Origin of the sequence: Dysgonomonas sp. (assembly GCF_035323175.1) — a bacterium.
Classification (GTDB): Bacteria; Bacteroidota; Bacteroidia; order Bacteroidales; family Dysgonomonadaceae; genus Dysgonomonas.
On sequence record NZ_DAOKYH010000002.1, the window covers coordinates 33,255 to 45,967 of the forward strand.

The window sequence follows — 12,713 nt, forward strand, 5'->3', positions numbered from 1 at the left end:
AGTCTATCGTTGTGGTAATGACAGACTTTTATTTTTTTATTTAATTGATCTTTTCTATTTTAAATCCTGCTTGCTGAACAGCATTGACAATATCTGATTCCACAACCTCATCAGATATGACAGACAATACTTTATTTTTATCAGCTGTATCTACTTCCCACTTAGATATACCTTTCACAGAATCTAGATAAGGAGTCACTTTAGCTATACACCCTCCACAATTAATGCTTGTTTTGAATTTCAAAATATTATTTTCCATAACTTTAATATATAAATTAACTATTTAGTCCATTTTAATCTCAAACTATTACTTACAACACTCACACTACTTAAAGCCATTGCTGCACCGGCTATCATAGGGTTTAATAAGAATCCATTTATTGGATAAAGAACTCCTGCAGCCAAAGGAATGCCAATCAGGTTGTATACAAACGCCCAAAATAGATTTTGGCGAATAGTGGCGACTGTTTGTTTTGATAATTTTATAGCTTCAGATATCTTTGTCAGATCTGAAGAGATAATGGTCATTTTAGCCACATCTATGGCGATATCACTCCCCTTTCCCATCGCAATACTCAAATCCGCCTGCGCTAATGCAGTACTATCATTTATACCATCTCCAACCATAGCCACAACTTTACCCTCTGATTGTAACTGCTCCACAAACTCAGCTTTATCCTGAGGCAAAACTTCTGCATGAAAATGATTTACACCTACTTTTGAAGCTATTTCTTTTGCCGTGGCATAATTATCACCTGTTAGCATATACACTTCTATACCTGAAGATTGAAGCTGTTGTATTGCTGATAAAGATGTGGTCTTTATTTCATCTGTAATAGCTATTAAAGCAATGGCCTTTTTACTGTCAGAAAACCATATCATAGTTTTTAAAGAATGGCTTGAATTTTCCATCTTTTCAAGTAGCACCTTGTCGACAATTACGCCGTTTTCATCGAGGAATTTCTCATTTCCAACAAAATATTTTTCTCCATCAACAAGCCCAATCACACCCTTTCCTGTAATACTCTCAAATTCCCAAATAGGCACTGAAACAATACCAGCCAAATAATTTGTTACAGCATCAGCCAAAGGATGTTCAGATTGTTTTTCTAGGCTATACAAAACATCTTTTTTATTATCATCGCCATTCAGCCAATAAATATCAGTAACAACTGGTTTACCTTCTGTTATGGTTCCGGTTTTATCTAACACTACGACATCTACTTTTTTTGCTAACTCAAGACTTTCGGCATCCTTTATCAATATCCCTTTTTCGGCACCTTTTCCTATTCCAACCATAATAGCTGTAGGTGTAGCCAATCCCAAAGCACAAGGACAGGCAATGATTAACACGGCAACCAATGCTAAGATACCATGAGTAATCCCATCAGAGCCTCCATATATAAACCAAACAGCAAGAGAAAGGAGGGCAATAGACATCACGATGGGAACAAATATACCTGCAATTTTATCTACCAACTTTTGTACAGGGGCTTTACTTCCCTGAGCTTCTTGTACCATCCTGATAATTTGAGCGAGTATTGTATCCGCTCCTACTTTTTCTGCCTGAAACAAAAAAGCCCCTTTCTGATTTATTGTTCCGGCATAAACCTTCTCCCCTTCTTTCTTTAATACAGGTATCGGTTCACCACTAAGCATACTTTCATCAACATAAGATGAACCTTCTATCACCACTCCATCAACAGCGACTTTTTCACCGGGTTTCACAACTATTATATTGCCAATATTTACCTGCTCTATGGGAAGCTCTGTATAATTCCCATTTTCGGAAACTGTAACTGTTTTAGGTTGGAGCCCGATCAGTTTTTTTATCGATGAAGATGTATTCCCTTTGGCCTTCTCCTCTAGTAATCGTCCAAGCAAGATAAATGCTATAATAACACAGGCTGCCTCGAAATAAACATGAGGATGAACTCCCCTATCTAGCCAAATTTGAGGAAATAAGGTATTGAAGACACTAAACAGATATGCGACACTTGTACTGAGAGCAACCAATGTATCCATATTAGCCGAACGATGTTTCGCCTGCTTCCATGCGTTGATAAAAAAACCCCTTCCGAGCCAGAATATAACAGGAGTGGAAAGCACCCACATTATTTCATTGGCATACGGAATATCCATAAAGAGCATGCCGATAATAACAACAGGCAGAGAGAAGATAACTGCAAAAATTGTCTTCCTGTTTAAGACATTAAACTTTTTGATATGCATATCTTCTAATACATCAGCTACAGTATCTTTGTCATCCTCTATTAACAAGTCATATCCGCCATCTTGAACGGCTGTTCGTATTTGCTCAGGGGTAATTATTTCTGGTTGGTATTCTACGCTTAGAGTAGCCGTAGCAAAATTGACTGAAGCATTGTTTACACCATTCAACCCTTTTACTATGCTTTCGGCACTAATAGCACAAGAAGCACAACTCATTTGCAATACAGGAAATATTTTTTTTACTCTATTATCAGTTTTCATAATTGTATTCTTTTGTGATACAAATATGGAAACAATAGCCTAGAAGGCTGTTATATTATTCCTCGAAAAGTTTATGAGATTTACACCTCATCTAAAGGTTTGCGCTTATTGGTTTCGATCTGTTTAAAATGACTAGGCGTAAGTCCTGTTACTTTTTTGAACTGCGAACTTAAGTGTGCCACACTCGAATAGTTTAACTTAAACGCAATCTCATTCAACGTCAGTTCATCATATACGAGTAGCTCTTTTACCCTCTCTATCTTTTGTGCTATAAAGTATTTTTCAATTGTTGTGCCTTCTATTTCCGAAAAGAGATTACTAATATAGTTATAATCGTGATGAAGCTTATCGCTTATATAATCAGATAGATTCACCTTCAGATCATTATTATTATAATGCACCAGTTCTATAATCGCATTCTTGATTTGCTCTATCAGGCGTGCTCTTTTATCATCTATCAGAGCAAAACCCAAGTCTTCAAGTTTTTTACTCAACATATCTTTCTGTTCAGGACTTAAACCTCCCGACAAGGTTACTTCACCTAATATAATAGATGCAGGGCTAATTCCGAGCTTTTCAAGTTCGGATTTCACAACCATTATGCAACGATCGCAAACCATATTCTTTATATATAATTTTTCTTCTAACATATCGGACTCCTAGTTTACTAACTATTTATATACAAAAATAGCACCAAATAGTTCAATTATCAATGCTTGTCTTCTATTAGAAAAGGTGACAAAGCAGAAAAACATAACACACTAATGAACAAAGCAATACAATCAAAAGGTGACAAAAGTGACAGATTACAATATGTTTTTTAATGTCACTTTATTAATTACCTCTAATTACATAAAAGTTAGTTTATATTAGATAATTATAATTATCCAATATAAACAATCGATAGGATTAATAAGACCAAATATAAAAATAAAGAAAAGAATAGTGTGTAAGGAACAGATAGAAGCTATAAAAACTTCTTATAGGAGTTTATCGAAGAGAGGAAGGTCTGAAATAAAACAATTAACTACTTATCATTAATTATTTTAGAAATATCAACATGCTTGAATATTTCTTTAAATATTTTCAGTATCTCCATATATGTTGGTGATAAATTATTTATAACTTCATAATTATCAAAGATATTATAATCATTCACGTTCATATTCTGAGTTGTTTTTATACTGTAGACTTTTGACATAATATTTTATATTTTATAAAGTTTATAATCCCATCTGTAATAATAGCAAAACAACAAAATAACCCGATCTGAAATTATAAATAGTTCTACTACTATCCTCTATAACAAATATACGAATAATATACTTTTTTTACTAATTTTAAGACAACAAAAAGCTTCGAAAAGTTTCGGTTCGAAACAAACCAACACCTATATCTATAAAGCGATCAATTCCAATACTTTGAAAACGCTATAAGATACGATACACAAATTAAAAAAGTAAATCATCAGCTCTATCTGGAAAAATATAGGATAAGATACCTTTCGCTATCCTATAAAACACCAAAATGATCGAAACCCTATTCGAAACCACGTTATACTCTACTTAATTTATCATCTCTATCTCTAAGCCAAAGCTTCTGCCAATATAGAAACTGGATGTTCACAACGTTTTGTAGTCGACATTTCTATCTGCCACTTACAGGTTTCGCAATCCGTCACTATATAATCATAATCCTCTGCTTCAATTTGGTTAAAGAGAGACTCTCCTATATCTTGCGATGTTTTATAATTTTCTTTCTTGAAACCATAAGTACCGGCTATACCACAACATTGAGAGTCTAATACTTTGAGCTCGATATTCGGAATTAATTTCAACAGCTCTATCGAATAATATGACCAACCCAGCTTCTCCATGTGGCACGGTGTATGATATGCTACCTTTATTCTTTTATCTCCCAACTTCAGATTTGTATCAGATGTACTCAATAACCTGTAGATATAACGTGTAGCAAGCTCAACATGCTCTCTGACATCCTTGGTATCAATTCCCAATAAGTGCGGATATTCATCTCTTATCGTGAAAGTACAGGTAGATGATGTTGCAACCACTGGAATATTTTTCTCCAATATAGATTCACGGATAGATGCAATATTTGTCCTAGCCTGTTTTTTGGCTTGATCAATAAACCCATTAGAGATCAATGCGACTCCGCAACACTTTTCTTTCTTTAGCAACTGCACACCTATTCCCAATGAGTTGAAAACCTTAACCAGATCTTTCCCCAACTGCGGATTATTATAATTGGCATAACAACCATGAAAATAACTCACTTGTTTCGGAAATACCTTTTGTTCATAAGCATGCTTCTTATACCAACCCTCAAATGTACCCAACGAATACTTAGGAAAAGTTCTGCGATGATCTATCTTAAATACAGAATCGAGTACAGACTTTACAGGGCTCAAACCGAGTGTTGCATTCACAATTGGAGCAAATGGAGTAGCAAAGCTACCAACCAGATCCGTATTTGCTAAAATAAAATCCCGAACCTTGGGTTTCTTTTTACTATATTTAATTCTGGCAGATTGTATTATATCGCCAATCTTAACATTCGACGGGCAAGCAACCTCACATCTTTTACAATTGATACAATACTTCAAAGCCTCATCATAAAAATCAGCTTCTTTCAAACGCAAGCGTTCACCATCCGGCCCGGCTTGCTTAGGCCCCGGATAATCGGGATTAACAGCAGCTACAGGACAATAAACAGTACAAACGGTGCATTTTATACATTGTTCAAAGTTGTTTTCACTTATATTATGTTGTTGCAAATTCATAATTCTCCCTATTTATTTTTATTATGCTTTCGGCTATACTTAGTGCACTCAGAATAGACACACCAGCTCCACAGCCTTCTTTTATAGGATTGAATCCTTCGAGGATAGCTCCTGAAACATATAGATTATCCAATGCAGTTCCGTTAAAAAGTCCTCTGAAATTATTATCTGTTTTAACACCAAACTGCTGATAACCTTGTGTATCAAACATTTTTGAGCTATACCATTTTTGCCTGTTATCTGAATATGCGACATCCAGGTTAAAAATCGGCTCATATATCCGATCCGATGTGGCAATCAGTCCTTGACTGAAATAGCTTCCGGTAGCCAAAATATAGTTTTTACCCACAAAAGGAATGTCTCCATGATTGAATGAATAAACCCTCTTTATCGTATTATTCTCAATTTCTGCTTTTTTGATACTATCACCAAGCATATAAACTCCCCTCAGCTTCAAAAAATGATCATGAAGATATTGTTGTGTATAAATCCCAACAATAGAAGGCGGCATCGTGGGAATCAGGAAGATTGGTTTATTTACCTCTTTTTGTAAATTCTGAAAGGCTATTGCATTTAGCCCTATACATGCAGGTAAAATAATAGCTTCAGCATCTGCACTTTTATCATTTAATATTTCAGCCACAAGGCTTATATTTCGATCCAAAACCCGAGCAATATTAGTTGATCGCATTTCGGTCGGATTACGCCTGAGATAATCTAAATCGGGAATATCAAACAAATGAATCTCGCTCTCTGTGCCTAGCTTCAAGAACTCATCAGCTATAAACTGCGGATAAAAATCAAGAAAGCCTACAGGATTGAACATTGAGACCTTTTTCCATCTTAGCCTATCAATTTGTTCGCTTGTTGCAAAGCCCAAAGAGGTCAGCCATGTTGGCTTTAATGTCCCCATTGGAGTAATTCGGTAGTGATTCGCATCACCACACCCAAACATAGGAAGCCCAACATTTGTAAAAAAACTTTCTGCATCAGAAACCAAACGTCGAAATCGGTCTACGCCCAGTTTTGCATAAGGATGGTTGGGCATTTGCTTTATTAAATCAGGCAAAGCGGATAAAGGATTATCCACCGCTGTTCCGTCAGGTAATGCATTCAATAGATCGTACGAACCGGAAGAAAAATGTAAAGCACTTTGCCCGGAAGAAACAATAACACAACGTTCTCCCTGTTGAGCTAATTTGATACCACAAACAAGCCCCGACAATCCACCTCCTATTATAATCGTATCAAACTTCATAATATTATTATTTTTCAACTGAATCTAACCCGCACACACCCTGATAAACCCAAGCAGTATATTCGCTTTCACGCAAAGTATCACCCCATGCTATAGGATAGATACCCTTCCAACGCTCAGTCAAGAAAGATGTCAAATCATCTTTTGCTCTCTTAGTACAAAACCGTTCAGTACTTCGCATTACACCGGATGCCCGACAAGCACAAAGCTCTCCTTGGCAAGTACCCATTCCAATGCGTGTTCTTCGTCTTAGATCGACAAGACTTTTCACATTCAATTCATCCAAAGCATATTTTACTTCACCTACCGATACGCCCTCACACTCACAAACCAGACTATTATCTAATTGTGTATTATCTATGAGCTTTTCAGCCAAGTCTCCATGGCGATATATTGCAGCTTTTCGTTGCGTAGCGGGTAACGAAACTATTTTTTTATTTATTTCTTCTATATTTTCTCGAGATCCCGGTAATCTCTCTTCGGCCGTAGTGCATGGCGACGAAACATTCAACTTCTTACACACAAGGTCTGTTGCCCATTCTGCCATCAAACGATAAGTCATCAGCTTACCTCCCGTTATCGTTATATAACCTTGCAGCCCATCACGTTCGGCATGGTCTAGCAGTACGATACCACGACTAACATTTCGTCCCGTAGGATCATTATCGGACGCAACTAACGGCCTGACTCCGGCATAAGCTCTCAAGATGCGAGTTTGCGCCAATCGTGGAGCAAGCTTTTCTCCTTCCCTTATCAGAATATCAACTTCTTGGGGAGTCACTGTCATGTTATCAATTTCACCGTATGGAATATTCATGGATGTTGTACCGATCAGAGAAATAGTATCTCCCGGAACCAAGATATCCGAATCGGCAGGTTTTCGGCATCGATTAAGCACCACATTATTAACACGGTGACCAAAAATCAATAGAGAACCTTTGGCGGGTAACATTTTCACTGTAACACCTGCAAGTATAGAAATATGCTGTCCCCAAATTCCTCCGGCATTGACAACAATCGAACCGTATATCTTTTTTGTTTCTTTCTCTTTATGATCAAATACCTCTACTCCAATTATGCGATCCTGTTCTCTCAACATCCCTATTACTTCATGGTATGTCAATATCTTTGCTCCATGATCTCTTGCATCTATCATGTTGGATGCCGTCAGACGAAACGGATCTACTGATCCATCCGGAACTTGTACTGCTCCTACTATCGACGGATTGGCAGAGGGCTCGAGTAAGAGCGCTTCTTTTGGATCTATTATATAAGCTCTTATCCCTGCAAGATTACAAGCCTCTACAAATTTTGCCTGATAGTTTATATCATCTTCAGGAAGTGTTAGAAACAAACCATTGGTTTCTTCGATACAATGGCTGGCTATTCGTTTCAATATCATATTTTCTTTGATGCATTCTTCAGCAGACTCTCTATCTGTTACAGCATAACGCGCACCACTATGCAACAATCCATGATTACGTCCTGTAGCACCTGTAGATATATCGTAACGCTCGAGCAAAACAGCATTCAATCCCCTACGGGAGCAATCTCTAGCAACACCTGCTCCGGTAATTCCGCCACCGATGACTACAACATCAAAAACATCTGAAGAATATTTCATAAGAATAACTTTTATGATGATCCACAAATATACGAAACTATTCGAAATACAAAAGAAAGGTATCGAAATATTTTATAAATAAAATAAGAGGGTAGAAATTAAATCCACCCTCTCATTACGATGTTAATATATAAAACTATATATAATTAAAAGACAACTTGAAGCCTGCCTTGAACAGCATTAATAGTTTCTCCTGCAGCCAAAGGATTTGTATTACCTAAAGAAATATTAGAATAGTCTAATCTTAACATTATATATTTATTTAAATAATAATTTGCGGCAAACGTCCAATCGCTCATCCTACCTCCTTTTACCCCTGAGTTTTTATTATCAAGATCGGTATAGTTGTACCTCAATGCAAACTCTAAAGACTTCGGTTTAGGAGTACCCATCCTCGCCCAAGAAGATGAATAAGTATAATTGCCACCAATAGCCAAGAAACCGATTTGAGCATAAGCCCCACTGGCTTTATATGCAGGCAGATCATCTTTCCTTTCCACATTACTATGAAAATATTCAGCTTGAAGATACAAAGGACCATATGCTCCGATGAGTTCCACAGCATATTTAGCCTGATAATCGGCATTTGATATACTCGCCTGAATAAATTTACGCTTTTCTACATTTGTGATCAACGAACTTCCATAGCTGATTACTTTCGGCTTCTGTACACCGTTGGCATCAAATCCATTAGCATCAGCCTTACGGTAAGAACCGGCTAAGCCTATATGGAATATTTTACCATCTTGCTGCAACGGATTAAAGACAACACGCCCTGTGGCCGAATATCCATCATCTCCTTCAATAGAATTAGTCATAGAGTCGCCATCAGCAAATGCTCCTATGCCTACCCATGCATATTTATTCCAACCGATATACTCAACTCCCAGTTTTCTTCCCGGAGAGAAAGCAAACGATGTAGCATTGGCTGTAATAAACTTGATGTTAGCAGAACTCTCCATATGATCGATACCAAATGGTTCGGCAAAATGTCCACCTCTAACATAAGATGTTTTATTCAGATTATACTGTAAGAAAATATCTTTATAGCCTACTTTCCCTCCGGCAAATCCGAGATCAACTTTCATATCGAAACTTTTATATTTCGCTTTCAGTCCTAACCGGACATCTGACATAGCTACCCCATTACTTAGGTCTGTTCCGTCTTCTATATAAGTTGCTCCGTCAAAATAAAAACGACCCATTGGAGTTATTTTCACGGTTTCATCTGCGATTTTTACATCCACAGATTGGGCAAACAATGAAGAAAATGCAAACAGAGAAAGAGTAGCCAATATAGTTAATCTACAACTAGACATGACTATTGTTTCTTATTGGTTTTATTAACTTTCACACCCCATTCCTGAGTAGTATATTTATAGTTTCCTTCGGGAACATCGTTACAATAAACAATAACACAATTAGGATCTTTATCCCAATATTGTTTTACTGTCATACCTTCCATATTTCCGGCATGTTCTTTTTCTATCTTCACATTATCAGGATTAACCATTAACTTCAATCCTACGGACTCATCCATCATTTCCATATCACCACGGCTATTACCACCAACGATAATCGGACGAGCTTTTATAAACGTGTGAATAGTTTCAGCTTTACCCCAATCCTGAGGTGTGGGTAATACTAATTCGTCTGTTGTCTTTCCATTTCTTACAGCAGATTTCACTCCGATAATACGGTCTACAGGAATACCTAGCTGTTCGTGAACAAAGCGTTGATACAAAAACTCGGGAGATGCAGTCAATACCCATATTTCGATTCCATACTCTTGTAGATTTGCTAAGAATTCTTTCATCTCAGGATAGAACTTCCCTTGAAATTTCTCGTGATAGCAATCATTCCCTATTGTAGATATTTCGTCTGGAGATAATCCGGCAAAAAATCTCACACGCTTTTGCACATAAGCGATTCCCACATTATCTTTTCCATGAAGCATATCATCTACAATTGCCATTTTTTCTTTTGCTTCTTTGTCTGTTCTATTTCCATAAGTTTTTTGTGCAAAACCGAAAAGAGCTTCGTCCGCCAGATAATAAGGAACCTGACCAAACAGTGTACCATCGCAGTCAAATATGGCTACTTTGCGTTCTTTCATAGGAATCGTAGAGTTCAAAAAGCTCTCAATACGATCGTTAGCTTCTTTCGGCCAGCCTTTTATATAACGGTATGTTTGAGCCGTTAAAGCGAACGAAGAAGTCAAAATCATCACTACCGCAAGACATAATGCCTTACGCATAAAATTAATCTTTTTCATAACTTAGTAATTTAAAAAGGTTTTAACAACTAGATTTTGGTATTAGATATAGTTTCTACTTGATTAATAAATATAGTCCCGAAGCTAGAGCAGCACCAACTATCGGTCCGAGAACAGGTATCCAAGAGTAGCCCCAGTCGCTATCTCTTTTATTTTTTATAGGTAGTATTGCATGTGCGATACGTGGTCCAAGGTCACGAGCCGGATTAATAGCATATCCGGTAGTTCCCCCTAATGACATACCTATAGATACTATAACCAACGATACCGGAAGCGGTCCATCTATTTGCGCACCGCCGACCATCAACACCCCAAACATGAGGACGAATGTTCCGATTACTTCACTGATAAAATTATAAGTATAGGCCTTTATTGCAGGACCCGTACAGAACACACCTTTTTTAGCATTTGGATTTTCCTCGGCATCAAAATGAGGCTTATACATCAGAAAAACTAAAGATGCACCAAGTATAGCACCCAACATCTGCGCTACTATATACCCGATTACACTCCCTTTGAAACTGCCTGCAATTGCCAAGCCTATAGTAAGAGCCGGATTAAGATGAGCCCCCGAATATGGAGCAGAAATAAAAGCAGCAACAAAAACAGCCAAGCCCCAACCGAAAGAAATCACAACCCAACCGGAACTATTACCCAATGTCTTCTTGAGATTAACATTTGCACAAACACCTGCACCCAATAAAATGAGTATAGCTGTGCCTATAAATTCGAATAAAATATCTTGTCCCATGGTATATAGATTAGAATATTATCTCACCCACGATTGGGCACGGTAAACAGCCTCAGACCATTTTTTCTTAGCCAAATGCATATCAATCTTAAGATCAGGCTCGAATTTAGTATCAATATGCCATTGTTTCTTTATCTCCTCTACATTCTCCCAATAGCCAACAGCAAGCCCGGCAAGGTAAGCAGCCCCCAGAGCGGTGGTTTCGGTAGTTTGAGGACGAATCACAGTTTGCCCAAGCACATTAGCCTGAAACTCCATCAATAAATTATTCTTAGCAGCGCCACCATCTACTCTGAGCTCTTTAAGCCCTACGCCTGCATCCAAGATCATTGCATTGATTACATCCATAGTCTGATAAGCAATACCTTCAAGTGCAGCACGAGCAATATGTGCAGAAGTAGTTCCTCGCGATATTCCAACAATTGTACCCCGTGCATATTGATCCCAATAAGGAGCCCCCAAGCCAGTTAAAGAAGGCACGAAATATACATCTCCATTGTCTTTAACCTGTGTAGCCAATTCCTCTATTTCGGAAGAAGAGTTTATAATTTTAAGGCCATCCCTGAGCCATTGTACGATTGCTCCACCAACGAAAATACTTCCTTCGAGAGCATAAGTTGTTTTTCCATCCAACTGCCATGCTATCGTAGATATTAAATTATTTTTTGAAACAACGGGTTTATCCCCTGTATTCATCAAAATAAAACAACCTGTTCCATATGTATTCTTTACCATTCCTTGTTCAAGGCACATTTGCCCAAATAGTGCGGCTTGCTGATCGCCGGCAATACCCGAAATAGGAACTTTGGAAGCAAAAATTGTAGTTCTCGTATGTCCATACACCTCACTGGAAGCACATACCTTAGGCATCATACTCACCGGTATATTAAACAACTCGAGAAGATCATTATCCCATTGCAAAGTATGAATATTAAACAACATTGTACGTGAAGCATTCGAAACATCGGTTACATGTACTGAGCCTCTTGTTAGTTGCCATACAATCCAAGTATCAACTGTACCGAACACCAATTTTCCTTTTTCTGCTTTTTCTCTCGCCCCCTGAACATTATCCAGTATCCATTTTACTTTTGTAGCACTGAAGTATGCATCAACAATCAGGCCTGTTTTTTCTTTGATAACAGGAAGTAGCCCTTCATTTTTCAGAGCATCGCAATACTCGGATGTTCTTCGGTCTTGCCATACAATAGCATTGTATACGGGCTCTCCTGTTTCGCGATCCCAGACAATGGTAGTTTCGCGCTGATTGGTAATTCCGATTCCTGCGATATTCGTACCATTGATTCCAATTTTTGTAATAGCTTCAGCAGCTACGGCAGCTTGCGAAGCCCATATTTCGAGGGGGTTATGTTCTACCCAACCGCTCTGTGGAAAAATCTGCGGAAACTCCTTCTGGGCTACAGAGCATATCTCCCCCTTGCGATTGAATACGATAGCCCTTGAGCTGGTAGTACCGGCATCAAATGATAAAATGTATTTCTGTTCCATGGT

Annotated in this window: 11 protein-coding genes; all 11 read right to left on the bottom strand. The window is 37.8% G+C overall.

What is annotated here, in order from left to right; genetic code table 11:
- Positions 1–40 precede the first annotated feature (40 nt).
- Complete coding sequence (locus PKC55_RS03235) at positions 41–259, bottom strand: heavy-metal-associated domain-containing protein (protein ID WP_283686510.1); 219 nt, start codon at positions 257–259, stop codon at positions 41–43.
- A 20-nt stretch (positions 260–279) separates the two neighbouring features.
- Positions 280–2,493 (bottom strand): heavy metal translocating P-type ATPase, encoded by a 2,214-nt coding sequence (locus PKC55_RS03240; RefSeq protein ID WP_291127082.1) that lies wholly within the window; start codon positions 2,491–2,493, stop codon positions 280–282.
- 80 nt (positions 2,494–2,573) lie between these two features.
- A complete protein-coding gene (locus PKC55_RS03245) occupies positions 2,574–3,143 on the bottom strand; it encodes a helix-turn-helix domain-containing protein (protein WP_291127083.1) in 570 nt (189 codons plus the stop codon).
- Between the two features lie 377 nt (positions 3,144–3,520).
- A complete protein-coding gene (locus tag PKC55_RS03250) occupies positions 3,521–3,694 on the bottom strand; it encodes a hypothetical protein (protein ID WP_291127085.1) in 174 nt (57 codons plus the stop codon).
- A gap of 384 nt (positions 3,695–4,078) precedes the next feature.
- A complete protein-coding gene (gene glpC, locus PKC55_RS03255) occupies positions 4,079–5,293 on the bottom strand; it encodes an anaerobic glycerol-3-phosphate dehydrogenase subunit GlpC (RefSeq protein ID WP_291127087.1) in 1,215 nt (404 codons plus the stop codon).
- On the bottom strand, positions 5,274–6,551 hold the full coding sequence (glpB, locus tag PKC55_RS03260) for a glycerol-3-phosphate dehydrogenase subunit GlpB (protein ID WP_291127089.1): 1,278 nt from the start codon (positions 6,549–6,551) through the stop codon (positions 5,274–5,276). Before glpB ends, glpC begins: the two co-directional genes overlap by 20 nt.
- Positions 6,552–6,558: 7 nt before the next feature.
- Entirely contained in the window at positions 6,559–8,175 is a 1,617-nt protein-coding gene (glpA, locus tag PKC55_RS03265; RefSeq protein ID WP_324371845.1) for an anaerobic glycerol-3-phosphate dehydrogenase subunit A, read from the bottom strand.
- A 146-nt stretch (positions 8,176–8,321) separates the two neighbouring features.
- The gene (locus tag PKC55_RS03270) at positions 8,322–9,494 is read right to left on the bottom strand and encodes an OprO/OprP family phosphate-selective porin (protein WP_324371847.1); all 1,173 of its coding nucleotides are present in this window, start codon (positions 9,492–9,494) and stop codon (positions 8,322–8,324) included.
- A gap of 2 nt (positions 9,495–9,496) precedes the next feature.
- A complete protein-coding gene (locus PKC55_RS03275) occupies positions 9,497–10,450 on the bottom strand; it encodes an HAD family hydrolase (protein ID WP_135104054.1) in 954 nt (317 codons plus the stop codon).
- A gap of 55 nt (positions 10,451–10,505) precedes the next feature.
- Positions 10,506–11,201, bottom strand: a complete 696-nt coding sequence (locus tag PKC55_RS03280; protein WP_252636468.1) for an MIP/aquaporin family protein — start codon at positions 11,199–11,201, stop codon at positions 10,506–10,508.
- 18 nt (positions 11,202–11,219) lie between these two features.
- Positions 11,220–12,710, bottom strand: a complete 1,491-nt coding sequence (gene glpK, locus PKC55_RS03285) for a glycerol kinase GlpK (protein WP_291128937.1) — start codon at positions 12,708–12,710, stop codon at positions 11,220–11,222.
- Between the last annotated feature and the right edge of the window lie 3 nt (positions 12,711–12,713).

Coding starts and splice junctions, on each gene's coding strand:
- PKC55_RS03235 (WP_283686510.1), bottom strand. CDS start 259: ATGGAAAATAATATTTTGAAATTCAAAACAAGCATTAATTGTGGAGGG.
- PKC55_RS03240 (WP_291127082.1), bottom strand. CDS start 2,493: ATGAAAACTGATAATAGAGTAAAAAAAATATTTCCTGTATTGCAAATG.
- PKC55_RS03245 (WP_291127083.1), bottom strand. CDS start 3,143: ATGTTAGAAGAAAAATTATATATAAAGAATATGGTTTGCGATCGTTGC.
- PKC55_RS03250 (WP_291127085.1), bottom strand. CDS start 3,694: ATGTCAAAAGTCTACAGTATAAAAACAACTCAGAATATGAACGTGAAT.
- glpC (WP_291127087.1), bottom strand. CDS start 5,293: ATGAATTTGCAACAACATAATATAAGTGAAAACAACTTTGAACAATGT.
- glpB (WP_291127089.1), bottom strand. CDS start 6,551: ATGAAGTTTGATACGATTATAATAGGAGGTGGATTGTCGGGGCTTGTT.
- glpA (WP_324371845.1), bottom strand. CDS start 8,175: ATGAAATATTCTTCAGATGTTTTTGATGTTGTAGTCATCGGTGGCGGA.
- PKC55_RS03270 (WP_324371847.1), bottom strand. CDS start 9,494: ATGTCTAGTTGTAGATTAACTATATTGGCTACTCTTTCTCTGTTTGCA.
- PKC55_RS03275 (WP_135104054.1), bottom strand. CDS start 10,450: ATGAAAAAGATTAATTTTATGCGTAAGGCATTATGTCTTGCGGTAGTG.
- PKC55_RS03280 (WP_252636468.1), bottom strand. CDS start 11,201: ATGGGACAAGATATTTTATTCGAATTTATAGGCACAGCTATACTCATT.
- glpK (WP_291128937.1), bottom strand. CDS start 12,710: ATGGAACAGAAATACATTTTATCATTTGATGCCGGTACTACCAGCTCA.